Below are 24400 nucleotides of genomic sequence, written 5' to 3'. Positions count from 1 at the left end.
TGACGAACTAAGCTACACTTGAAAGTTATCTCCCAGATAGTACTGCCGCACAAGGGGATTGTTGTAAAGTTCGTCTGCACTGCCAGAGGCTAGGATTTGTCCATCTCTCATAATGTAGGCTCGGTCTGTGATTGCCAAGGTTTCGCGGACATTGTGATCTGTGATTAAGATACCCATTTGGCGATCGCGCAATTGCCCCACCATCTCCTGTATTTCTGCTACAGCAATGGGGTCAACACCGGCAAACGGTTCATCCAAAAACAAAAATTTCGGGCCTTCTTGTCCAGATGCCAAAGCTCTTGCCAATTCCGTTCGCCGCCTTTCTCCACCAGAAACTTGTATTCCTTTGGTGTAGGCCACTTTTTGCAAGCGAAACTCCTGCAATAATTTCTCTAAACGCTCTGTGCGTTTTCTTTGGGGTACTTGGGTTTGTTCCATCACTAACAGAATATTATCCCGCACTGTTAAGTTGCGAAAAATACTTGGTTCTTGGGCTAGATATCCAATGCCCAGTTTTGCCCTTTGGTGCATTGGCGCTTCAGTAATGTCGAGTTCATTGAGCCAAACTTTACCTTGATTCGGCTTCTCTAGACCTGTGGCGATGTAAAACGTTGTTGTTTTCCCGGCACCGTTAGGCCCAAGCAACCCGACTATTTCTCCTTGGGCTACAGAGAGGTTGACGCGATTGACGATGACGCGCTTCCCATAAGATTTGTGTATGTTTTCTAAGACAATTTTCACAACACTTTTCCCCGACCGTCTTTTGGGGAAGGGATTCAACAGCGCTTCCCTTTCCCTTTAACCTTTGCTCCTGACCTTTGAAATTGTTGCTTTGGTCGCCTCTCGGATTTATCCGTGAAGTCAATCCAAAATCCTTTCATCCAAAATCGAATGCCCCTTTTTTAGCGCGGGGCTGTTCTCACGCCAGGAACTCTAGGTGGTGGTGCTGGTTGGGTTGGGGCATTAGTATCGGTAACGATATAAATGGATTCTACCTGGCGGTTGGGTTGAGGTACGGCAACAAATCGCCCTTCATCGATCAGATAGGTGACTTGTTCGCCGCGAATGCTGTTGCCTTGCTGCAATATGTAAACATTGCCGGTGAGAACGATGCGGCGTTCTTTGCTGAAGTATTGGGCTTGGGCGGCTGTGGCTTGAATTTGGCGGGATGGATAAAATAGTTGGACGTTGCCTCGTGCTGTGATCACGCCAGTTTTTTGATCGGCTTCTTGAATATCGGAGCGGATGTTAAGGGCGCGACCTTCACCGGCGTTTTGCGCTTTGGCGCTTTGGGTTGGTGGCAAAAGCGCGATCGCACTTATCAAAGCAGCCGGTAACATCAAGGCTAACCCCAGCCGACGCTGCCAGAAATCAGGTAATCGAGCGGCTCTCATCATCGATCGTGCAAGCTTAGGAAGGTTTATCTGTATGGGAGACAATAATTATGACGGAAAAGTTATCGCTATAGTTCTCTAGGTAGTTTAACCTGTCCTGTCAAAACTGAAGCCATAAATATTATATTGACAAATTACTAATTTTGTGATACTTCATCAGTTTAAGAAGAATCAGCCCAACTACTAAAGTCGGCTCTTCCGTACTTACTATGCTATTTGAGTAGAGGGGGAGAGTGGCAGAGTGGGAGAGTGGGGGAGTGGGAGAGGGGGAGAGTGGCAGAGTGGGAGAGGAGAAAAGAAATAAAAATGTTCTTACGTGAACAAAAGCATAGCAACTCCGAAAGAGCCGTTTTCCATGTTACTGCTCCAAAATTAGCATTTTGTATACCATTATACCAATAAATGCGCCCCTAAAGGCGATCCCAAAGAAATTATAAATAAAATTACGAAGTGATGAAATTTACCCATTCCTCTGCGGGCGATCGCTAGACTGAGGCTAGATAGCAGGAAATACCTATGGTTATAGCCACTCAAGAGAAGTCTTCCCAGTTCTCCAAAGAGAAATCTCTGGTTCTCTGGTTCGATGAGGTTGGGATCGGCGACATCCCGTTAGTTGGTGGAAAGAATGCCTCCTTGGGGGAAATGATTCAGCAGTTGACTCACAAAGGAGTCAATGTTCCCAACGGGTTTGCGACTACAGCTTATGCCTATCGTTATTTCATCCAAGCAGCAGGTTTAGAAGAAAAGCTGCGCGAACTGTTTGCCGACTTGGATGTGGAAGATGTTAATAACTTGCGGGAACGGGGAAAAAAGGCGAGGTCGTTGCTTTTGCACACGCCTTTTCCCAAAGAATTGCGGAGTGCGATCGCACTAGGTTACCAGAAAATGTGCGATCGCTACGGCGCAGAAACAGAAGTCGCAGTCCGTTCCTCCGCCACCGCAGAAGACTTGCCAGATGCGAGTTTCGCCGGACAGCAGGAAACTTATCTCAACATCCAAGCTGTGGAAAGCGTCATTGGTGCGTGTCACAAATGCTTTGCATCACTATTTACCGATCGGGCCATTTCCTATCGTCATGCCAGGGGATTCGACCATTTTAGCGTCGCACTCTCCGTCGGCATTCAAAAAATGGTGCGATCGGATCTAGCTTCCTCTGGTGTGATGTTCACCATTGACACCGAAACAGGATTTAAAAATGCTGCTTTAATTACAGCAGCGTTCGGATTAGGAGAAAATGTAGTTCAAGGGGCAGTTAATCCAGACGAATATTTAGTTTTCAAACCCACATTAAAAGATGGCTATCGCCCAATTCTCGATAAACGGTTAGGTAGCAAAGAATATAGATTGGTTTGCGATGTTGGCGGTTGCAAACAAATGAAAAATGAGCGAGTTCCTCTCAACGAACAGAAGCAATTTGCACTTGAAGATGATGAAATATTACAACTGGCGCGTTGGGCTTGCATAATTGAAGACCACTACAGCGATGTGCGCGGTATTTACACCCCGATGGATATCGAGTGGGCGAAAGACGGGATTACCAACGAAATGTTTATCGTCCAAGCGCGTCCCGAAACAGTACAATCCCAAAAATCGCAAAACATTCTGCGGAGTTATCATTTACAAGAACGCAGCAATGTGCTAGTTACTGGTCGCAGTGTTGGGGAAGCGATCGGTCAGGGGAAAGTTCGCCTCATGCTGGATGTTCGCAAAATCGATTTGTTCCAACCTGGGGAAGTTTTAGTAACAGATAAAACCGACCCCGACTGGGAACCGATCATGAAAAAAGCCAGCGCCATTATTACTAACAAAGGGGGCCGAACGTGCTTTGACGGCGACACTAGAATTTTAACCAACAAAGGCTTCATGACCTTGCAACAAATTTACGAGCAAGGTTATGAAGGATTATTAACCCTCGCCTTAAATACCCAGACACACAAAATCGAGTGGAAACCTATTATTGACTCGATGAAAAGGCACTCAAAAATGATTGATGTCAGTGTGTCTCAGACAGGAAGAGTTACTGACAACACCCTTCGCCTCACTCCCGATCATAAAATGATCAACATCCGTGGGGGTCAATATGTCAAAACTGAAATCCAAGAAATGCTAGCTCAAAAGGAAATGGTTGCGATCGGCCAACACATTCCCGAATTGAATCACAGCAGCAATGAACAACAAAACATGGCTTACCTATTAGGCGGACTGCTTACAGACGGTTCTATTTATCGAAGCCGCACTCATGGGGAAGTACAATTCATTCAGAAAGATATACCCGAAAAACAGGCATTTATCGCTGCCATGAATGAGAGCATCAGCACTCTTTATGGTAAGTCTTTTACCCCTTCCCTCAAAAAAGAATCCGTCGGTTATATTCGGGGAAAACAGGTTGTAGGACAAGCAACCGCTTACAGACTCTACTCTAAAGCGATCGCTTACGAATTACATCAGCGAGAGCAAAACATCGTTAGTACTCTGCTCAACAGCAGTCCCGAAGTCTGCTATCAGTTCCTAGCGGGAGTCATCGACGGGGATGGGAGTTACTTCAACAATCGCATCAATATCTACGTCAGTGAAGAACTTCTGCTACAAGCGATTATTGTCGCTTGTTTGAAGATAAATACCGTTCCCCAAGTAACAAGAAACCGAAACATCTATAATGTCCAAATCGTAGAGAAGCTGAACGAAATTTTCCTTCATACCAAACGAGTCAAAGGAAATGTTGTTCCAAGAACCGTACAAACACGCTTCTTTGCTACTAACCAACTCTTTGGCGAAGATGCTTTAGGGCAAATTAAGATGAGAAAAGATAATAATTTCCTCATCTCAGAGCGAGAAATTCGATCGTCTGGCAAGTTTGACGAACTCCTGGCGGGAGACATTCGGATGCAGCGCGTCGTATCGACTGGGGAAGAAAGTTATGGTGATGTCTTCAATATTACCGTTGCGGATCATCATAATTATGTCGTATTCACTCGCAAATACACGCCTGTTATTGTTTGTAACTGTCATGCCGCAATTATAGCTCGCGAAATGGGTATTCCCGCAATTGTCGGCAGCGGCGATGCTACAGATATCTTGAAAACAGGTCAAGAAGTAACAGTTTCTTGTGCAGAAGGAGAAGAAGGTCGAGTTTATGCTGGTTTGCTACCTTTTGATGTCAAAGAAGTAGCGCTAGAAAACTTGCCTCGCACCCGCACTAAAATCATGATGAATGTGGGGAATCCAGAAGAAGCGTTTGGTCTTTCCCATCTTCCCTGCGATGGTGTCGGTTTAGCGCGGTTAGAATTTATTATTGCCAATCACATCAAAGTGCATCCTTTAGCTTTGATTCACTTCGACAAATTGCAAGATGAATCTGCCCAAGTAAAGGTTGCCCAAATGACCGCACTTTATGAAGATAAACCGCAGTATTTTGTGGATAAATTAGCCCAAGGAGTAGCAAGAATTGCTGCGGCATTTTATCCTAAACCAGTGATAGTGCGGATGAGCGATTTCAAAAGTAATGAATATGCCAATCTTTTGGGCGGTCGGCAATTTGAACCGAAGGAAGAAAACCCAATGCTTGGTTGGCGCGGCGCGTCTCGTTATTATGATGAGAAATACCGGGACGCATTTGCTTTGGAATGTCACGCATTGAAGCGGGTGCGGGATGAAATGGGTTTAACTAATTTAATTCCCATGATTCCTTTTTGTCGCACGCCAGAAGAAGGTCAAAAAGTGTTAGCTGAAATGGCAAAACACGGTTTAGAAAGAGGTAAGAATGGGTTGCAAGTTTATGTAATGTGCGAATTACCAAGTAACGTAATTATGGCAGATGAGTTTAGCGAGGTATTTGATGGATTTTCCATCGGTTCTAATGACTTAACTCAGCTTACCTTGGGTTTAGACCGAGATTCGGGTTTGGTGGCCCATATTTTTGACGAACGCAACCCAGCGGTGAAGCGGATGGTGAAAATGGCGATCGCATCTGCTAAAAGTAATCATCGCAAAATCGGTATCTGCGGTCAAGGGCCTAGCGATTATCCCGAATTTGCTCGTTTCTTAGTGGAACAGGGGATAGACTCCATGAGTCTGAATCCTGATTCAGTTTTGAAAACGCTATTGATGATAGCAGAAGTGGAAGGTGTTGAATAGATTAACGCAAGTTGCTAGTTATTGTAGAAACCCGGTTTCTTAAAGAAACCGGGTTTCTCATGCTCAATAAGTTAATGGGAATCTTCAGAATAATTGTCTCCACTGTCGAGGATTGGAGATGGGTGTTGTTGAGGTTGGATTGTAATTATTATTCCCAGGATTAAGAAGATAATTCCTAAGAACGTAATTACTCCCGAACCTGTTAATTTTTCCTCAAAAACTTGGTTGCAACTTGCACAAAATTTTGATTCTGGACGCTCAGGATGAGCCGTAATATGGCAAGCTGGTTCACCCAAAGCATTGCGAGGGCATTGGTTAGACATAACTATCAACTCCTGATTACATCGGTTAATTCAAAAAGGATGGTAGGGGCGGGTTCGTAGGGGCGGGTTTAGCAGATCACCTCTGTTTCAAATCAATAGTCTCTCAACAAAACCCGCCCTGGTCTATCTGTGAAATGCTTAATTTATCTGCTAAACCCAATGTTGATTAATCCTCGTCGATCGCTAATTCAATTGATTTCCGCCGAGGGAAGTACAGATGAACTGAGATGGCCCAATCTTGTGAAAAGTTCTGAATGCGATGGGCTTGATACGCAGGAATCACCCCTACAGATAATTCCTTGAGTTCTTGTTGTTCAAAAATGAAGAGTTTATTAGCGCTAACGTGAAGCAGTTTTTGGGAAATTTTACCGATCAGAACAATCACAAATGCTAGACTCTGAAAGTGATCGTGAGAACGCGAATCTGAATTAACTGACCAGAAGCAGAGTAATACTTCGCCAAAAGGGTTGGAGAACAAAGGCATCCAGAAATATCGGCCTTTTTCTGAATACTGAAGTTGCTTTTCTAGCTGAGTAGGATTTTTGGGTAGCAGCGACAGCAGGATGATTAAGGGCCAGGTCAAAGGTTGCGATCGCAACCCTTGAATAACTTGACAGAGATCGGGTTTGAGGACTTCCTCTGTTGCTAACGAATTGCTCTTGGGGAAAGAGGCTTTAGATGGTAGAATCGTCATAGTGTTTTTCCGTCGTTGATCGAGGTTGATCGCTTCGACAACCCGTTCAGCGGCTTTACTCTTTTGAGGTCAAGCCTTTGTTCCTACGCGGTTGTCAAGGTTCGGGGAAGCCAAATTTGACTTCCTTGCTTAAAGCTACCAGCCCAAAAAACCGCTTCTGTCGATGATCGACTGTCGATGATCGACAACTTTTTGGTAATCGATCGACTTCGTGAAAAGTCTAGCTTTGTAAAATATTGGGAAATTATGTAAAATGGCTTCTAATTACCGTTTATGAGTTGTAAAGCGTTACCTGTGACAAATTCTAAACCTGAAGATATAAATCATAAGTCTGTTGTTCTTACCGATCCAGGCTATCAAAAACTCATAACAGCCTTGAACAAAAAGTTTCCTCAAGGCTACGTTATACAACAAATAGCAGCAGAAGCTAATATCCATCGCACAACCTTCACTAGAATATTAGAGCGTAAGTTGGGAGTTTTGTTTCAAAAGATAGATAACTTGTTTAGCTATTTAGATATAGATTTAGAATATCTGGATGTTAAAAGTCCTAATAATACAACTCAAACTCCTAATAACAATAAAACAAAAAGTGATCCAAAATTAGAGGAACTAAGAGATAGCTTGCTTCAGCTTAATTACAAAAAACAATGTAAACTTTTAGAAGATTTTAGAGAGAGAGAAAATAACTGTTCAAGAGGAGCATTTTTAATTCAAGGTGAAGCAAAAAAAGGACAAAGGTGGTTAGTTAATCGCTTGGTAAAGCAGAACTTTCCTTATGTTTACAAGACTGATAATATGATTCCAATTCTGCCACATCATACTAAGGAAAAAGACTTTCATATAGATGAGGTTTGGAAACAGCTAGGAGAAAAACTAGGATTGAAAAAAGCAACGTCGGAAAAATGCGTAGATGCAGCTTTTCGTCGATGGCAAAGTGGAAGTTTGATTGTCACATTTTATGCCGACAATATTTACAAAGAAATTCCTAAATTGATTAATGATTTTTGGATTCCACTTGAAAAAAAAGTTGACAGCTATACAGATGAGGAAATCGAGTATTACCTTTTGGTGTTTTTAATTGATAGTAACAATTGCGCTACTCAGTGGGAACTTGAGATAGTTGACTCAGATAACCCGAATAATTGGCATCCCCAAAAATTGATTTCTTTACCAAAAATCGACAATTTTGGGAACAATTATAAGGAAATATTATCTTGGTGTACACTTCATCGCAATCTACTAGGCTGTCCTGAAAATTCATCCACACGAGTGAAAGATGTTGCAAAACAAATATGGGATAATAGTCAAGGAGTGCCCGAAGATACCTTTCATCAAATTTGTCAAATAGTATCTAAAGGTAAATTATCATGGTCACAGTTTGAAGCAGCATTAGAGTATAAATTATGACAAACCTACCTATTGAAGTCAACTTAGAATACACGGGAAATATTAACCCGGAACCGGGAACACCCGATCGCTCTCCCTATTCTCCCAGCGACGAACTTAAACAGATGGTAAAACTGGCGATCGCACTCGAACGTCCCCTCCTCCTCATGGGCGATCCCGGCGTGGGAAAAACTCAACTCGCTAGCGCGATCGCCTACGAATTTACTCAGAAATATCAAAAGGAGATCCAGCAAGCACAAGAATTAGTCAAAGAAAAAGACTGGGCGCAAGATTGGATTAAAGAAAACAAATGGCCTCTCTATCCCTGGTATATAAAATCTACCAGTCGCGCTAAAGATGGCCTTTATACCTACGATGCAGTGGGGCGTTTGCGCGATACACAACTGGTGAAAAGCGAATATCTTGCAAAGAGTATTCAGCAGAAAACTATTCAACGCCTAGAAGATGAAACCCAAGGCGGCTATATTAAATTTGGGGCTTTGGGGAAAGCATTTCAAACGCCGATTCCAGCTATTGTTTTAATTGATGAAATTGACAAAGCTGATATTGATTTTCCTAACGATCTGCTTTTAGAACTCGATGAAAAGCGGTTCTTTATTGAAGAGACAGATCGAGAGGTCAAAAAGATTGTCTCTCCGTTAATTATTGTCACAAGTAACGAAGAGAGAACTTTACCCAATGCTTTCTTAAGACGGTGTTTGTTTCACTACTTAGACACGCCCTCAGACAAGGAATTAAAGAAGATAATTAAACTACATTTTGGTGAAGATTTACCAAATATCACAGAAATTATTGCCGCTTACCGAGAATTGCTTGCCAACACAGCCAAAGCAGGAGGCAAAAAAGCCAGTCCGGGGGAACTTTTAGATTTTATCAAAGTCGCTCAAGGTATTTTAAATACTCCCGTTCAAGATATACTTAAATTAATGCAGCAAAACTTGGGAGTATTATTGAAAACTCGTGATGAACTAACCAGACATAAAAAATCTCTGGAGGGCAAAAAAGATGATTCTCGATGAACCGCATTTAATTCAATTCTTTTTACATTTAAAGAATGAATTAGGCTTACCTTTACAGATTGAGGACTATAAACTATTGCAAAAAGTGTGGGGTATAGAATCTCTGCGACCGCAAAATTATGACGAACTTAAAACCCGCTGTCAGCAGCTTTGGGGGAAAACCCAAAAAGATCAAAAAAAGATAGGTGAGGCTTTTGATAAAGATATCAAGCCGATATTTGAGAGAGAAATTCAAACAGCTATTACCGAAAAGCAATCGTCGAATCCCTCAAATTTTTCTCAGTCTTCCCAGACAGATTTACCTACGGAAACTCAGCCACAAAATATTAGCAAGCAGAATGGATTTATACAGGAAAATATAGATATAGATACTAAAGTTGTTACGGCGATACCGCAACCCAAGAAACCTCAGCAAAAATATATCCTCAATGATGAATATTTTCCCTTAAGTAGAGTACAATTGGTACAAGGTTGGCGTTCTCTACGGAAATCTTTACGAAGGGGAAAAGAAGATGAAGTGGATATTCCAGGCACGGTTAAGCGGATTTGTCAAGAAAATATTGTCGAATTAGTTTACTATCCTAGTCGAGAAAATCAAGCCGAATTACTGTTACTAATTGACCAAAGTGATTCGATGATTCCTTTTTATACGATTGCTGAACGCCTGGTTAAAACTGCTGAGGGGATTTTTAAATCTTGCCAAGTATTTTACTTTCGCAATAGTCCTAGAAATGCTCTATTTCACGATCCAGAATTGTTAGAGAAAGAGTCTTTAGATAAAATTTTAATTAAGCTACATTCTACAAAAACGCAAGTTTTAATCTTTAGCGATGGCGGGGCTACGGAAATAATTCCTAGTGAAGTCAGAGTTGAATTAATCCAGAAGTTTGTTGTATCATTAGAATCGACAGTTCAGCAAATTGTTTGGCTGAATCCATTGCCAGAAAAAGATTGGTTTGGTACAAGTGCAGAAAAAATTTCCTCTCTCGTTCCCATGTTTCCTTTTAGTGTTTTGGGATGGCAAGAAATTTTGCAAATGCTTAAGGGAAAAACATCGGGAACATTCCAATCTGCGACAATGGCTCGCCCAGAAATAATTGTTGATGATGAATCTAGCAATGCTTTAGAGGACGTATTAGAACGGGAGAGTGAAAACAACCGACATGAAGAAGCTATCGAAATTTTGTATGACTTTGCTGATGATTTTCCAGCCTATTTGAATTTAGCTTTTCATGGTGCTTTCCCCTTGGCAATTACTCCCGATTTACTTTATTACTTGCGAGAGAATTTCGTAGCAGATTTGCCTTGGATTGCTGTCCCTGATTTATTACTTTCTAGATTATTTGAGTCTATAGGAGGAAAGCTATACCAAATGGATAGCGGCGTTCGCCATTTGTTGCTTAAGGCATTAAAAATTCGCTTTGGAAATGACCGACTTAATGAATTATCGGAGGCTTTGCTTGTTTACTTGCAGCAGGGATTAGAAGAGAGTATAGCAGATGCAGAAGAATTAGGTGAAAATCCTGACTGGATTGCTTTGGGTTACACGAAACCTACTGAACTTGCTAAACAATTAGCCCAAAAGTTGGAAAAGTCTTTGACGAGTAAGAATGAAAATAAAATTAAAACGGCTTCCCTAGTCGCAACTTTTGCTGAACCATTAGCAGAGTTGGAATTTCAACCATTACTAAAGTTAGCGCGAGGTTTAGCGCGTCAGGGACGGGGTTATGAGGAGGGGGCGCAAGAGATTTTTGAACAATTACCAGTCGAATTAAATATTGAAGGGGTGAAGTTAAAAGTTCCTGGAAAACGGGGAATACCTCTCGAAACTTTCCCCTTTGAAACCGTCACCGTCAACCCTAAAGGCGAAATCATCCACCGCGAAACCAAACAAGCGCGATACCTTACCGAAAACATAGGTAAAACTACCCTAGAAATGGTCTACATCCCCGGTGGCAGCTTCACAATGGGTTCCCCGGAAACGGAAAAAGATAGTTACGACGATGAAAAACCCCAACATCCAGTCACAATCAAACCCTTTCTGATGGGTAAATACCCCGTCACTCAAGCGCAATGGAAAGCGGTAGCAGCCTTACCTCAAATTAATCGAGAACTTGATCCCGATCCATCTAAATTTAAAGGTGATGATCGCCCTGTAGAAATGGTATCCTGGGATGATGCAGTGGAATTTTGCCATCGCTTATCCCAATACTCTCACAAAACCTACCGCCTACCCAGCGAAGCCGAATGGGAATACGCCTGTCGCGCAGCAACAATTACCCCATTTCATTTTGGAGAAACGATTACAACTGATTTAGCTAATTATGACGGCAACAATACTTATGGTCAAGGCCCGAAAGGAATTTATCGTCAGAAAACTACCCCCGTAGGCAGTTTTAAAGTCGCGAATGCTTTTGGACTTTACGATATGCACGGAAACGTCTGGGAATGGTGCGCTGACCATTGGTACTCCAATTATGAATTAGCACCTAACGATGAAACTATATGGCTATCTAGCGATGAAATCTCTAACCGGCTGCTGCGCGGTGGTTCGTGGGGCCTCAACCCCAGGTATTGCCGTGCCGCTTTTCGCAGCAACCGCGATGCGGGCGACAGGGGCGACTACCTCGGTTTTCGTGTGGTTTGTCTTGCTGCGTGGACTCTGTAACCCTTTATACTCTTATCCTTTTACCCTCTACCCTCTTTCTCTTTTCACTCTCTTTTATTATAACCCCTCGCCTACGGCGATCAATTTTTTTTTACAAAATGAACGAACTAGCGATTATCCAAAAAACCTACGATTTAATTAAATGGTACGTGCCAATTTTAAATCGTTTGCCCCGCGACCACAAGCGCAAAAAAAAAGGACAGGACTTACGCAAAATCACGAAAAATCAAGCATTGTCGGGGCGGGTTTTGTACTAGGGATATCTGTGAAATGCTTAATTTATCGGCTAAACCCGCCCCTACGCCAAAAATGTGTCCGTAAGTCCTGGATATGTCAACCGGAGAGCAGAAAATGAATCAATGACCGATGATGAAATTAAAACTGAAGCATTCCGAATTCTTCGGATTCTAACCGATACTCCATTTTCTGAGTGTTATCCGTTGACAAAATACTTTTATGACCTGCCAAACCGACTTTCTATTTATGCGGTCAGGCATAAAAATGAGGGAATTTTATATATTGGTAAAGCTGGCAATGTTAGGAGTCGTTTCTTAGGTGGACACAAAGCGTTAGTTTGGGCATATATAGAACGCTTAGATCCCGATGATGTTAGGATTGTAACTGTGGCTTTATCTTACGAGTGGAGACGGCTTCAACTGGATTTGGAAACCGTGATGATTCAGACCCTCAAACCACGCTATAACAGTAAAATCCGTGCAGAGGAATAAATTCTATGCAGACAGGAGACATAACCGCCTTACGAGGCATTCTCAACCACCTACCAGCAAATATTAGAGAGGCGTTGGCGGCTTACGCTGCGGATACTGGAATGCCTATAGAATTCATAATTGAAATGGCGATCGTATCATTTCTTGATGTAGACAGCACAACCTTTGCCGATTGCCGTACCGATTCGCCAGGTCGATTAAGGGAGCGAATTGAAATGTTGGAAATTCAATTAGCAGCTGCAAAAGGGCAGTTACTATGACAGGGGGTTGGCTCTAAAACTGTTTTCCCTGTTGCTTCGTAGCCAAGAATCAAAAGAATAGAAAGTTATTGATTTCGCAGTCCTTTTTCTCGCAACAGAGCATCTACCCAATTTGCATCTTCTTCCTTGAGCGGGGGTACTGGGTCTTGACTATAATCGATCGCTAAGTGGTATTTAGCGCGATCGTACACTCCATTGAGTAAACTTTGTAAGTCAACAATGGGTTCTATATCTCCTACATTTAAAGGTAATGGAAACGAGGGAATCGTTTGTTGTAAATTAAAAGCATATAATTGAGCTTGGGGACGGCGATTACCTCGACTTACGACAATTCGATAATTCGTCGTTGGCACTTCACCTAAAAACGGCATGGATTTCCCACCTCTAAGTAAATCAATTTCTACCAGATGGGTTAGACTTGCCAGTACTTGTTGGCGCTTTTTGTAGTAAGTCTCTCTTCCTTCGCCTGCACGTTTGTTCTTGGGAGATAGAATTTCAATGACTGTAATGACAAAATTCGTTGCCATTTCTCTAATTTCTAAATAACTTTCTCTCACATTTTCTGGCACTGGCATTGTGACCGTTATAGCTTCAGTTGTAGCTACAGCCGTTGTTGATGAAGTTGTATTAGCGGTTGTTTTTTGAGAAAATACTGCAACATCGGGAATTCCCACCAAGATTGAATCTGACTCATCGCTTAAATAAGTTCGCTGTTCGATCGCAACTCGATATTGTTCTGGAATAAAAGGGGCTAAAGCATCGGCTAAATTAACAATTAACCGATTATGGACTTCTACCCACAATCGGGGATTTTCTAAATAAGGATTCATGCCAGGAAATGGAGAAAGCATAAATTTTAATTTATTCTTTTTCTTAGATTTGATGGATCACACAAAAACTGCTTGATTAGCAGCCCTTTCCCTATCATAGGTTATAATGCCTTATCATGTTTGAGAGGCGATCGCCAATATGTTTGAGCAGTTATTTACAGCCTCACCTCAGCTAAATCAAGACTCAACTACGATTCGCCGTCCTCGCAAAGGTGTAATTATTGGCGCGGGTCAAGTAGGTATGGCTTGCGCTTACTCGATGCTGATCCAACACACCTTGGATGAAACGATCATCGTCGATGTCAATCGCGACAAGCTGGAAGGGGAGGTGATGGACTTAGTTCACGGTCTACCCTTTGTTGAACCTAGCATAGTGCGATCGGGTACTTTGGCAGATGGCTACGATGCCGATATCGTCATTATCACTGCTGGCGCAAAACAAAGACCGGGTGAAACCCGTTTGGATTTGGTACAGCGCAATGTAGAACTGTTTAAAGGTTTGATTTCGGAAGTAGTCAGGTGTTGTCCCAGCGCCATTTTGCTGATTGTCACCAATCCGGTGGACATCATGACTTATGTGACTTTGCGGCTATCTGGATTGCCCAGTTCCAGTGTAATTGGTTCTGGTACGGTGCTGGATACGGCTCGTTTCCGCTATCTTTTGGCAGAAAAGTTACAGATTGACCCCCGCAGTCTGCACGCCTACATCATCGGCGAACACGGGGACAGCGAGGTGGCGGTGTGGAGTAAGGTGAATGTGGCGGGAATGCAGTTATTTGATGGAAGTTTGGATAATAGCACATCTGATGATAATAAGCAACTGGAAGAAGTTTTTACACAAGTAAAAAATGCAGCTTACGAGATTATCCAGCGCAAAGGTGCCACCAGTTATGCGATCGGTCTTGGCGTCACCCAAATCGTACAAGCTATCCTACGCAATCAAAACCGGGTTTTGACTGTCAGCAGCCTAATTAATGGCTTGCACGGCATTCACGATGTCTGCCTCAGTCTACCTGCGGTGGTGAATCGTCAGGGAGTTACCAGGGTTTTGAATCTCTCTCTTACCCCCAAGGAAGAACAGCAGCTGTTACACTCTAGCCAAGTTCTGCGCGAAACGATCGCGAAACTCAATCTGTAATATCGTTTGGATTTATTTTTGCTGCCTAATAACACTCTCTGGTGTAGAGTCAATTCATGAATTGACTCTACATCTGTAGCAAAAATTTAGGTAATCCATCTAATATTTATAGTTTGTTTTATGGTGTGTGATATCATGTTCTGTAGCATCGTTAGTTTAAGATTGATATACTCAAATTGTTTGTTGTCATTGGTGGTTAAATTTTTACCACAGATGAAGACAGATAAACACAGATGAACACAGATAATATTGGTAATATTTTAGAAACACGATCCCACTGGACACGATATGATTCGTGGTAGAAATTAGATTTATTGCCAAAATACGAGTCTCTGATTTTTTTACCGCAGATGACAGTAGATAAAGGCGGATAAACGCAGATGAATCGGATGAAGTATATTGACTTTGGCAATCTTGTCTATTGTTTTTCAGGAACTGCGAATCATCTATTATGCGTGTTCACACTGTTGCAATTTTAACTTTGGCGTCTCTGGCTATTTGGGAAACTCAGGATGCGATCTGTGGAACAGATCTGGGTCTTACCCAGATCGCCAGTTCCCCATCTCCTACCCCGCAGTTGGCTACCCATGTTTTAGCACCAATGCCTCTGGAAGCAATAGCACCTGAAGGCAGTACTTCCACAAATGCCAACGATTTATTGCCGATCGCCAATGAGTATGACGAATTGCCGATCGCACAAAAAAATGATTCTTTCCCAGTCCCCAATCCCCAATCCCCAGTTATCAGAGATATCGAGATTCGCTTTGTCGATCGCAAAGGTGAGCCGATCGAGGGTCGTACCCGCAAAGATTATCTTTTAGGCGAATTACGACTCAAACCGGGTCAGGTGTTCCGAGAAGGCGTACTTGAGTCAGACTTGCGACGACTGAGGCGATCGGAATTCATTGACAAAGTTGATGTTTCTCTACAATCAGACAGTGATGGCGTTACCATCATCTACGACATCAAGGAGCGTCGCTACCCTTCTGTAAATTACGGCGCTGGCTATAACGATGATATAGGGGTCTACGGTACTGTAGGCTATCGAGACGCCAATATAGGCGGGATCAACCAACAACTGGGTGGCAAGTTACAGATTAGCCGCCAAGATGCCCAATTTGATGTAGAGTTCACCGACCCTTATCGCGCCAGCGAATCAAACCGCTTAGGATATAGCGTTCGCGCTTTTCGCCGTCGCAATTTTTCCCGCACCTTTGGCGATGAGATCGATTTGCTCAACGACGACGATCCACGCGAGGGAAGATTTGGCGGTTCAGTGGCGCTTTTGCGGTCTTTTGATGACTGGGATGGGGCGCTGGGTTTGAATTACACCCGGATTAGTATTCGCGATGCCAATTGGCGGGTTTCGCCAGTGGATGAATTTGGCAATCCTTTATCTCTTAGCGGTAAGGGGATTGATGATTTGGTGACGGTATCTTTTGCGGTGAGTAGAGATAGACGCTCTAGCCGTTCCTATCCGACTCAAGGTTCTATCCTGACTTTTAGCACCGAACAGTCGATTCCGATTGGATTAGGCAATGTTTTAATCAACCGACTGCGGGCCAACTATATCCAGTATGTGCCGATCGACTTAATCGGCAGAGGTAGACCTGCACAAAATCCCGAATTAACAGAAATGTTGGCTTTTAATTTACAAGCTGGCACGATATTTGGCGAATTTCCACCCGCTGAAGCCTTTAATCTGGGCGGTTTCAATTCTGTACGCGGATACGGAGGGGGTGGAGTCGGTAGCGGTCGCAGTTATGTGTTGGGTTCTGTAGAATATCGTTTTCCGATCGTTTGGCGGGTGGGAGGAGTTGTCTTTGCTGATTTCGCCTCGGATTTGGGATCTGGCGATACGGTGGTTGGGGAACCCGGTGTAATACGGGATAAACCAGGAAGCGGTTTTGGTTATGGACTGGGATTGCGAGTGCGATCGCCCTTGGGGCTAATTCGGGCCGACTTTGGGTTGAGCGATCGCGGCGAGGCCCGATTGGAAATCACTACTGGTCAGCGGTTTTGATCGGAATGGCTAGGAAAAGCGGCGCTGCGATATGCCATCGGCACGCTACGCGATCGCACTTTCAGTCCTTGACAGATATCACTTAATGTTGTTATCCCTTACAAAAAAGGCATAAAGAATAGTTTGTCTTCTTGCTCCGATGAACTTTTGTAAATGTCAGAACTCATTCTGCGATTAGGCTACCCCTCGTTGCTTAGAATATGAGCTTAACTGAACCGTTGAGAAATCTCCCGGTAGTCTTAGCGGTGGGTACTTCAAGTTCTTCTGTAGATTCTCAAACAAACAGGAATAATAGATATGGCCGATCCCAGAGATACAGAGCTTATCAAACCCTATAACGGTGACCCGTTTGTCGGTCATCTTTCCACCCCAATTAGCGATTCTGATTTTACCAGGGCTTTCATCGGTAATCTGCCAGCTTACCGCAAAGGACTATCCCCCATCCTGCGCGGATTGGAAATTGGCATGGCTCACGGCTATTTTATAATTGGCCCCTGGGTTAAGTTCGGTGCATTACGCGATTATGGAGCGGCTGCCAATCTAGGCGGATTGATTTGCGGTCTAGCTTTGATTCTAATCGCAACCGCCTCTATGTCCGTTTACGGCATCGCCTCTTTCCAAGACGGAAAGAGTATACCCAGCTTGAATCCTCAAGCTCCCGATCAATGGAAAACCGCTGACGGCTGGAGCCAAGTGACAGCTGGTTTCTTTGTAGGTGCAATGGGAGGCGCTTTCGTTGCCTACTTCCTACTAGAAAATTTCAATGTCGTGGATGCGATTTTCCGTGGTGTAGTTCATCACTAAACCCTTTTTAACTAAGATCCCCCACTATATCGTTACTACGATTAGTGGTGGATACTTCAAGGCAGCACATCTCTTAAAATAGCCCCTGTAGTTTACCCTTTTTGGAGATTTTGACATGACAGGTTCATACGCAGCTTCTTTCTTGCCCTGGATTCTGATACCCGTAATTACCTGGCTGTTGCCTGCGATAGTTATGGGTCTGTTATTTATCTACATCGAAAGCGATGCTGCTTAATAGCAGTTTTGTTTTAAAGCCTATCTAAGTAGGCTAAAGTTCACCGCTAAATTCCCAAAATCTCTTACCTGCGGGTAAGGGATTTTTTTCGTTTCAGCGGCGGCGTCGAATAGATCGACTAACTAAAAAAACCCCAGCAGTCAAACTGGGGGAGAAAACTTTATGCTATTTCACAATTACAATAAATAAAGAAATTTTTCATCTACATAAAGATAGATTTTTTTGCTCGGTATTTTCGACTTTTGCTATATATAGCTAGGGACTAGGGGCTAGGGGCTAGGGGCTAGGGAAGAGGGAAGAGGGAAGAGGTTACTCCGTAAGGGATTATGGACTTCATGTAACAGTTGGAGTTGGCTTAATCGCCCTGGCGGTTGCTATAGTTTCTTCTGGAAATCTAGCCATCCAAACTTACTCCACTCCTCTTAATTAACTGCTATTTATAAAAAATCCCCTGCCGGTTCGCGAAGCGTAAACTCCGCGCATAGGCAGGGGACTTAGTTTAATTACCTACAATGCTAGGTTGCGGATCAACCGAACTTCCCAGCAGTCGAGGCAATCAGAAATGCCGCGAAGGTCAAGATGTAGCCAACTGTGAAGTGAGCTAGACCAACCAGACGACCTTGAACTATAGACATAGCAACTGGCTTGTCTTTCCAGCGAACCAGGTTCGCCAGAGGAGTGCGCTCGTGAGCCCACACCAGAGTTTCGATCAACTCTTGCCAGTAACCGCGCCAGCTAATCAGGAACATGAAGCCGGTAGCCCAAACTAGGTGTCCGAAGAGGAACATCCAAGACCAGACCGCCAAGTTGTTCATCCCGTATGGGTTGTACCCATTAATCAGCTGAGACGAGTACAGCCAGAGGTAGTCGCGCAGCCAGCCCATGATGTATGTAGAAGACTCATTGAACTGAGCTACGTTGCCTTGCCAAATGCCCAGATGCTTCCAGTGGAAGTAGAAGGTTACCCAACCAATCGTGTTGAGCATCCAGAACATCGACAGGTAGAACGAATCCCAAGCAGAGATGTCGCAAGTACCGCCACGGCCAGGGCCATCGCAAGGGAAGGCATAGCCGAAGTCTTTCTTGTCGGGCATCAGCTTAGAACCGCGAGCATCCAACGCACCCTTGACCAAGATCAGAGTGGTGGTATGCAGACCGAGAGCGATCGCATGGTGAACCAAGAAATCGCCAGGGCCGATCGTCAGGAAGAGAGAGTTAGTACCAGCATTGATTGCATCCAGCCAGCCCGGTAACCAGACGTTGGCGTGGTTAGGCCAAGCCGTCGCCGCAATACTGTCCGGGTTGGACAGCAAAGTATCAAAACCGTACAACACCTTACCGTTAGCAGCCTGAACGAACTGGGCAAATACCGGCTCAATCAAGATTTGCTTCTCCGGCGTTCCAAAAGCAACCACTACATCATTGTGGACATATAAGCCCAGGGTGTGGAAGCCCAAGAACAGCGACACCCAGCTCAGGTGAGAGATAATCGCTTCTTTGTGCTGTAGAACGCGCTCCAGCACGTTGCCTTTGTTTTGCTCAGGGTCGTAGTCCCGCACCAAGAAGATAGCTCCGTGGGCGAAAGCACCGACCATGATGAAACCGGCGATGTACTGGTGGTGAGTGTACAACGCTGCCACTGTTGTGTAGTCCTGCGCCAAGAAAGCGTAGGGAGGCATCGAGTACATATGTTGAGCCACCAAGGAGGTGATCACACCCAAACAAGCTAGGTGCCAACCTAATTGGAAGTGCAAGGAATTGTTGTAGGTGTCGTAAATGCCTTGGTGAGGCAGATTAAACGGCCCTTCAACTTTCACGCCAAAGAAATCCTTGGCATTCATCATTTCCTTGATGCTGTGGCCAATCCCGAAATTCGTCCGGTACATATGACCGGCGACGATAAACAGAACTGCGATCCCCAAATGGTGATGAGCAATATCCGTCAACCACAGAGACTGCGTTTGGGGATGGAAACCACCCAAGAACGTCAGGATAGCCGTTCCCGAACCTTGAGCCGTACCGAATAACTGTTCTGCCGTATCCGGGTTTTGGGCATATACTCCCCAGTTACCCGTAAAGAACGGAGCCAAACCAGCCGGATGCGGCAGGGTGGACAGGAAGTTATCCCAACCCACGTGCTGTCCGCGAGATTCGGGGATAGCAACGTGAACCAAGTGACCTGTCCAAGCCAGAGAGCTGACACCGAACAAACCAGCCAGGTGGTGGTTGAGGCGAGATTCAGCGCTCTTGAACCAAGACAAGCTAGGACGGAACTTCGGTTGCAAGTGCAGCCAGCCTGCGAACAGGAAGATCGCTGACAGCACCAGGAGGAACAACGCACCTTGATACAGGTCATTGTTCGTCCGCACACCGATCGTGTACCACCACTGATACAAACCGGAGTAGGAAATGTTTACCGGATAGTTAGCGCCAGCTTGGGTGAAAGCATCTACTGCTGGTGCCCCAAACTGAGGGTCCCAAATCGCGTGAGCGATCGGACGCACATTTAGCGGGTCTTTGATCCACTGTTCAAAATTGCCTTGCCAAGCTACGTGGAACAGATTGCCGGAAGTCCACAGGAAGATGATCGCAATATGACCGAAATGAGAAGCGAAAATCTTTTGGTAAAGATTCTCCTCAGTCATCCCGTCATGGCTCTCAAAGTCGTGCGCCGTAGCAATCCCGTACCAAATCCGACGAGTAGTCGGGTCTTGAGCTAAGTCTTGGCTAAACTTGGGAAATTTTGTTGCCATATCTTACAAAATCCTCCTCGCCCTTATCCTAATGAAATTGTTCGAGCCAGGAAGAATGCCCATGTAGTAGCAATCCCTCCCAGGAGGTAATGAGCAACCCCCACAGCCCGACCCTGAATAATGCTCAGAGCGCGAGGCTGAATCGCTGGAGCCACCTTTAGCTTATTGTGAGCCCAAACAATAGATTCGATCAATTCTTGCCAGTAGCCGCGACCGCTGAACAAGAACATCAGGCTAAATGCCCACACAAAGTGAGCGCCTAAGAAGATCAAACCATAGGCAGACAAGGCCGTTCCGTAGGACTGAATCACCTGCGAAGCTTGCGCCCACAAGAAGTCACGCAACCAACCGTTGATAGTAATCGCACTTTGGGCAAAGTTACCGCCCGTAATGTGAGACACCGTACCATCTGCATCTATAGTCCCCCATACATCCGACTGCATCTTCCAACTGAAGTGGAACAACACAACGGAGATAGAGTTATACATCCAGAACAGACCCAGGAATACATGGTCCCAACCAGATACTTGGCAGGTGCCGCCACGACCCGGCCCATCGCAGGGGAACCGGAAGCCCAAATTAGCTTTATCTGGAATCAGACGAGAGCTACGAGCAAATAGAACACCTTTGAGCAGGATCAGGACAGTGACGTGAATGGTGAACGCATGGATGTGGTGAACCAAAAAGTCCGCCGTACCAAGAGCGATCGGCATCATTGCCACTTTACCGCCTACAGCAACGATGCCGCCGCCGAAGGCATAGCTAACAGGCTGCAACACATTTGGAGCCGTAGAGCCCGGAGCTAGAGTGTGGATATTTTGAACCCACTGTGCAAACACAGGTTGCAGCTGAATCGCCGTATCCGAGAACATATCTTGGGGACGACCAAACGCCCGCATCGTATCGTTATGGAGATACAAGCCGAAGCTGTGGAAGCCCAAGAACATACACACCCAGTTCAGGTGAGAAATGATAGCGTCCCGGTGACGGAGAACGCGATCGAGCAGATTGTTTTGGTGAACTGCCGGATCGTAGTCCCGCACCATAAAGATCGCAGCGTGAGCAGCGGCTCCCACAATCAGGAAGCCCCCAATCCACATATGGTGAGTGAACAGCGACAGCTGGGTAGCATAGTCAATCGCTTGGTAGGGATAGGGCGGCATCGAATACATGTGGTGTGCCACAATAATCGACAGAGAACCCATCCACTGGAGGTTCCAAGACAATTGAGCGTGCCAAGAAGTCGTGAAGACCTCATACATCCCCTTGTGGCCTTCGCCAGTGAAGGGACCCTTGTGAGCTTCCAGAACTTCCTTAAAGCTGTGACCGATGCCCCAGTTTGTCCGGTAGAAGTGACCTGCGATGATGAACAGCACCGCTAGAGCCAAGTGGTGGTGAGCCGTATCCGACAACCACAAGCTACCTGTTACCGGATTCAGACCTCCCTTGAAGGTTAAGAAGTCCGAATACGCTCCCCAGTTCAATGTGAAGAAAGGCGTCAAACCCTTCGCGAAGCTGGGGTAAAGATCGGCCATCAAACCCGGAGTCAAAATCCACTCATGAGGTAGCGGAATATCTGACACCTTGGCGATCACCTTGCCGCCGATCGTTAGCGGTGTTCCCGCATCGATCGCATTCAAGCAGGCATCGATCGGCAGAGAAACGTGAATCTGCTGTCCCGCGTAACCCAAGCATCCACAACCCAACAACCCAGCTAGGTGGTGGTTCATCATCGACTCCACATTCTGGAACCATTCCAGCTTCGGAGCCCGCTTGTGATAGTGGAACCAGCCAGCGAACAGCATCAACGCTGCCATCACCAATGCTCCGATCGCCGTGCAATACAGCTGGAACGAATTGGTAATGCCGTTGGCACGCCACATATAGAACAGACCGGAAGTGATCTGAATTCCGTGGAAGCCACCACCTACATCAGCATTGAGAATTTGTTGGCCTACTATTGGCCAAACAACCTGGGCACTGGGTTTGATGCCAGTCGGATTGGTTAGCCAAGCTTCGTAGTTGGAAAACTTAGCGCCATGAAAATACATGCCGCTCAACCAGACAAAAATGACAGCCAAGTGACCGAAGTGAGCGCTGAAGATCTTGCGCGATATATCTTCTAGGTCACTGGTATGGGTATCGAAATCATGGGCGTTGGCGTGTAGGTTCCAAATCCACGTTGTGGTTTTGGGCCCTCTGGCGAGGGTGCGGTCAAAGTGACCGGGTTGACTCCACTTTTCAAATGAAGTGGGAACCGGATCTTTATCTACTACAACCCTTACCTTTGCCTCACGCTCCGGAGGACTTATCGTCATGAAGACTCTCCTCTCTTTTTACTAAGGCACGAGGATTAACTCGTCTGAACTCACTTTTGAGGATTTTGAACTGAAGCCCTCAACCACTTGGGCCACAATAGACGCCGACCGAACTATTAAAGTGCTGTGGGCGACCTCGTTGCTTGGAGGGTGTTCCTTCTGATGAATTATAGGACTAGCCTCGCAACCTATCTATCAGCAGTTAACAATAATTCAAATTGGCTAGAGCGAAGACATACATTAGCTTTTAACCTGTAACAACTTGTCAAAAAGTCAAGGGGTATTTCCATTTGATTCATAAAACTAAATAATTGGTTAAGTTAACCTTCAACTTAGTAGAGTTAGTAGAGCTTAAAGGTAATAGTTAGAAGGGGTTGAGCCTTTTGGCCTATAGTCTCGTATGGATGGCTTATAGGGGCTCTTTGGCCGTGAATGAAGGTAACCATCGGGTAAATAAACCCGCTTTGCTTAGAATTTGGTTGTTTAGGAGTGTTAAGTGTTTGATACAAACTGGTGCAAGAGGACTGCGAGAGATCTAATTACATCCGTAATAGCAGCAGTACTAATTTTGAGTTTGGCAGCTTGTGGCGATCGCACCTCCACATCTGGGACACCTGGGAACTTGAAACTGGCATCAGGTGAAAATGCAGTCAAAATTGCGGAAGTTTCACCTCCCCAAGTCATTCAAGAGCTGGGTCAGGCATTGGAAACTTACCAGCCTCAAGTGGCAATACTCAGTCCTCAACCTAACGAGGTTCTAAAGGATAACACCGTCACAGTGCAATTGCAGGTTCGAGACTTACCCATCTTTAAAGATCCGCAACTAGGTCTTGGCCCTCATCTCCACGTCTTCCTGGACAACCAACCTTACCAGGCAGTTTATGACCCAAAAGGGCCTTTAATCTATCAGGATTTAGCCCCCGGAACTCACACACTCAGGGTTTTCGCCGAGCGCCCCTGGGATGAGAGCTTCAAAAATGAGGGAGCTTATGCCCAAACTACATTCCACATATTTACTAAGACAGATGACAACAGCCCCAACGCCGACAAACCACTGTTAACTTACAGCAGTCCTCAAGGTAGCTACGGGGCAGAGCCGATCGTGCTTGACTTCTATCTCACCAACGCTCCCCCGCACCTTCTAGCCCAAGAGAATCCTGAAGACGACATTGCAGATTGGCGGATTCGTTGCACCATTAACGGCGAAAGCTTCATCATCTCTAGCTGGCAACCAATTTATCTCACAGGCGTCAAACCAGGTAAAAACTGGGTACAGCTAGAATTACTTGATGAACTGGGCAATCCCGTTAATAACGCCTTTAACAACACAGTTAGGCTCATTACCTACGAACCAAACGGAACAGACACTCTTTCCCAGCTAGTTCGGGGCGAACTTTCAGCCGCCAATGCAGGCGGAATTGTCGATCCTAACTACACCCCCAAGACACCAGAACCAACACCCACCGCAACGCCTGAGCCAGCTGTAGAACCAACACCCACCGCAACACCTGAGCCAGTTGTAGAAGCGAAACCAACACCAACACCTGAGCCAGTTGTAGAACCAACACCCACCGCAACACCTGAGCCAGTTGTAGAACCAACACCAACACCAACACCTGAGCCAGTTGTAGAACCAACACCAACACCAACACCTGAGCCAGTTGTAGAA

At 45.0% G+C, this 24400-nt stretch carries 18 protein-coding genes; 11 read left to right on the top strand and 7 right to left on the bottom strand.

Annotated features, from left to right (window positions below):
* Window positions 1–12: 12 nt before the first annotated feature.
* Complete coding sequence (gene lptB, locus LAY57_RS19665; protein ID WP_249068516.1) at window positions 13–741, bottom strand: LPS export ABC transporter ATP-binding protein; 729 nt, start codon at window positions 739–741, stop codon at window positions 13–15.
* A gap of 161 nt (window positions 742–902) precedes the next feature.
* Window positions 903–1397, bottom strand: coding sequence for an LptA/OstA family protein (locus LAY57_RS19660; protein ID WP_249068515.1), 495 nt, complete (start codon window positions 1395–1397; stop codon window positions 903–905).
* A gap of 513 nt (window positions 1398–1910) precedes the next feature.
* Between LAY57_RS19660 and ppsA the strand changes: the two genes are divergently transcribed.
* Complete coding sequence (gene ppsA, locus LAY57_RS19655) at window positions 1911–5528, top strand: phosphoenolpyruvate synthase (RefSeq protein ID WP_249068514.1); 3618 nt, start codon at window positions 1911–1913, stop codon at window positions 5526–5528.
* 71 nt (window positions 5529–5599) lie between these two features.
* On the opposite strand, the gene LAY57_RS19650 is transcribed toward ppsA, so the two are convergent.
* Together LAY57_RS19650 and LAY57_RS19645 are read right to left on the bottom strand one after the other, a co-directional pair.
* Entirely contained in the window at window positions 5600–5851 is a 252-nt protein-coding gene (locus LAY57_RS19650; RefSeq protein ID WP_249068513.1) for a hypothetical protein, read from the bottom strand.
* A 166-nt stretch (window positions 5852–6017) separates the two neighbouring features.
* The gene (locus LAY57_RS19645; RefSeq protein ID WP_249068512.1) at window positions 6018–6545 is read right to left on the bottom strand and encodes a cupin domain-containing protein; all 528 of its coding nucleotides are present in this window, start codon (window positions 6543–6545) and stop codon (window positions 6018–6020) included.
* Window positions 6546–6839: 294 nt separating this feature from the next.
* On the opposite strand from LAY57_RS19645, the gene LAY57_RS19640 reads away from it, so the two are divergent.
* From LAY57_RS19640 to LAY57_RS19620, 5 genes are all read left to right on the top strand, one after another.
* Window positions 6840–7955, top strand: coding sequence for a hypothetical protein (locus tag LAY57_RS19640; protein ID WP_249068511.1), 1116 nt, complete (start codon window positions 6840–6842; stop codon window positions 7953–7955).
* Complete coding sequence (locus LAY57_RS19635; RefSeq protein ID WP_249068510.1) at window positions 7952–8974, top strand: AAA family ATPase; 1023 nt, start codon at window positions 7952–7954, stop codon at window positions 8972–8974. Before LAY57_RS19640 ends, LAY57_RS19635 begins: the two co-directional genes overlap by 4 nt.
* A complete protein-coding gene (locus tag LAY57_RS19630; RefSeq protein WP_249068509.1) occupies window positions 8961–11642 on the top strand; it encodes an SUMF1/EgtB/PvdO family nonheme iron enzyme in 2682 nt (893 codons plus the stop codon). Before LAY57_RS19635 ends, LAY57_RS19630 begins: the two co-directional genes overlap by 14 nt.
* Window positions 11643–12001: 359 nt before the next feature.
* Window positions 12002–12370 (top strand): GIY-YIG nuclease family protein, encoded by a 369-nt coding sequence (locus tag LAY57_RS19625; RefSeq protein WP_249068508.1) that lies wholly within the window; start codon window positions 12002–12004, stop codon window positions 12368–12370.
* 5 nt (window positions 12371–12375) lie between these two features.
* The gene (locus LAY57_RS19620; RefSeq protein ID WP_249068507.1) at window positions 12376–12630 is read left to right on the top strand and encodes a hypothetical protein; all 255 of its coding nucleotides are present in this window, start codon (window positions 12376–12378) and stop codon (window positions 12628–12630) included.
* Between the two features lie 65 nt (window positions 12631–12695).
* Here LAY57_RS19620 and LAY57_RS19615 read toward each other — a convergent pair whose 3' ends face one another.
* Window positions 12696–13481 carry a DUF4058 family protein gene (locus tag LAY57_RS19615; protein WP_249068506.1) on the bottom strand — a complete coding sequence of 262 codons (786 nt, stop codon included), beginning with the start codon at window positions 13479–13481 and terminating at the stop codon, window positions 12696–12698.
* Window positions 13482–13599: 118 nt separating this feature from the next.
* Here LAY57_RS19615 and LAY57_RS19610 point away from each other — a divergent pair, with 118 nt between their 5' ends.
* The 4 genes from LAY57_RS19610 (at window position 13600) to LAY57_RS19595 (ending at window position 17660) form a co-directional block, all read left to right on the top strand.
* On the top strand, window positions 13600–14598 hold the full coding sequence (locus LAY57_RS19610) for an L-lactate dehydrogenase (protein ID WP_249068505.1): 999 nt from the start codon (window positions 13600–13602) through the stop codon (window positions 14596–14598).
* A 451-nt stretch (window positions 14599–15049) separates the two neighbouring features.
* Entirely contained in the window at window positions 15050–16621 is a 1572-nt protein-coding gene (locus LAY57_RS19605; protein WP_249068504.1) for a BamA/TamA family outer membrane protein, read from the top strand.
* A 297-nt stretch (window positions 16622–16918) separates the two neighbouring features.
* Window positions 16919–17425 (top strand): photosystem I reaction center protein subunit XI, encoded by a 507-nt coding sequence (locus LAY57_RS19600; protein ID WP_249068503.1) that lies wholly within the window; start codon window positions 16919–16921, stop codon window positions 17423–17425.
* Window positions 17426–17540: 115 nt separating this feature from the next.
* Entirely contained in the window at window positions 17541–17660 is a 120-nt protein-coding gene (locus LAY57_RS19595) for a photosystem I reaction center subunit VIII (protein ID WP_249068502.1), read from the top strand.
* Window positions 17661–18187: 527 nt separating this feature from the next.
* Here the strand turns inward: LAY57_RS19595 and psaB are convergent.
* A complete protein-coding gene (psaB, locus tag LAY57_RS19590) occupies window positions 18188–20413 on the bottom strand; it encodes a photosystem I core protein PsaB (protein ID WP_249068501.1) in 2226 nt (741 codons plus the stop codon).
* Window positions 20414–20436: 23 nt separating this feature from the next.
* Window positions 20437–22731 carry a photosystem I core protein PsaA gene (gene psaA / locus LAY57_RS19585; protein ID WP_249068500.1) on the bottom strand — a complete coding sequence of 765 codons (2295 nt, stop codon included), beginning with the start codon at window positions 22729–22731 and terminating at the stop codon, window positions 20437–20439.
* A 496-nt stretch (window positions 22732–23227) separates the two neighbouring features.
* Between psaA and LAY57_RS19580 the strand changes: the two genes are divergently transcribed.
* Window positions 23228–24400, top strand: a 1173-nt coding sequence (locus LAY57_RS19580) for a hypothetical protein (protein ID WP_249068499.1), incomplete at its 3' end; no start/stop codon positions are given.

The organism is Argonema antarcticum A004/B2 (assembly GCF_023333585.1).
Lineage (GTDB): Bacteria > Cyanobacteriota > Cyanobacteriia > Cyanobacteriales > Aerosakkonemataceae > Argonema > Argonema antarcticum.
Note: the sequence above shows the minus strand (reverse complement) of the source record. Positions and strands in the feature narration are given on the sequence as shown.

Coding starts and splice junctions, on each gene's coding strand:
- LAY57_RS19660 (WP_249068515.1), bottom strand. CDS start 1,397: ATGATGAGAGCCGCTCGATTACCTGATTTCTGGCAGCGTCGGCTGGGG.
- ppsA (WP_249068514.1), top strand. CDS start 1,911: ATGGTTATAGCCACTCAAGAGAAGTCTTCCCAGTTCTCCAAAGAGAAA.
- LAY57_RS19650 (WP_249068513.1), bottom strand. CDS start 5,851: ATGTCTAACCAATGCCCTCGCAATGCTTTGGGTGAACCAGCTTGCCAT.
- LAY57_RS19645 (WP_249068512.1), bottom strand. CDS start 6,545: ATGACGATTCTACCATCTAAAGCCTCTTTCCCCAAGAGCAATTCGTTA.
- LAY57_RS19635 (WP_249068510.1), top strand. CDS start 7,952: ATGACAAACCTACCTATTGAAGTCAACTTAGAATACACGGGAAATATT.
- LAY57_RS19630 (WP_249068509.1), top strand. CDS start 8,961: ATGATTCTCGATGAACCGCATTTAATTCAATTCTTTTTACATTTAAAG.
- LAY57_RS19625 (WP_249068508.1), top strand. CDS start 12,002: ATGACCGATGATGAAATTAAAACTGAAGCATTCCGAATTCTTCGGATT.
- LAY57_RS19620 (WP_249068507.1), top strand. CDS start 12,376: ATGCAGACAGGAGACATAACCGCCTTACGAGGCATTCTCAACCACCTA.
- LAY57_RS19615 (WP_249068506.1), bottom strand. CDS start 13,481: ATGCTTTCTCCATTTCCTGGCATGAATCCTTATTTAGAAAATCCCCGA.
- LAY57_RS19610 (WP_249068505.1), top strand. CDS start 13,600: ATGTTTGAGCAGTTATTTACAGCCTCACCTCAGCTAAATCAAGACTCA.
- LAY57_RS19605 (WP_249068504.1), top strand. CDS start 15,050: ATGCGTGTTCACACTGTTGCAATTTTAACTTTGGCGTCTCTGGCTATT.
- LAY57_RS19600 (WP_249068503.1), top strand. CDS start 16,919: ATGGCCGATCCCAGAGATACAGAGCTTATCAAACCCTATAACGGTGAC.
- LAY57_RS19595 (WP_249068502.1), top strand. CDS start 17,541: ATGACAGGTTCATACGCAGCTTCTTTCTTGCCCTGGATTCTGATACCC.
- psaB (WP_249068501.1), bottom strand. CDS start 20,413: ATGGCAACAAAATTTCCCAAGTTTAGCCAAGACTTAGCTCAAGACCCG.
- psaA (WP_249068500.1), bottom strand. CDS start 22,731: ATGACGATAAGTCCTCCGGAGCGTGAGGCAAAGGTAAGGGTTGTAGTA.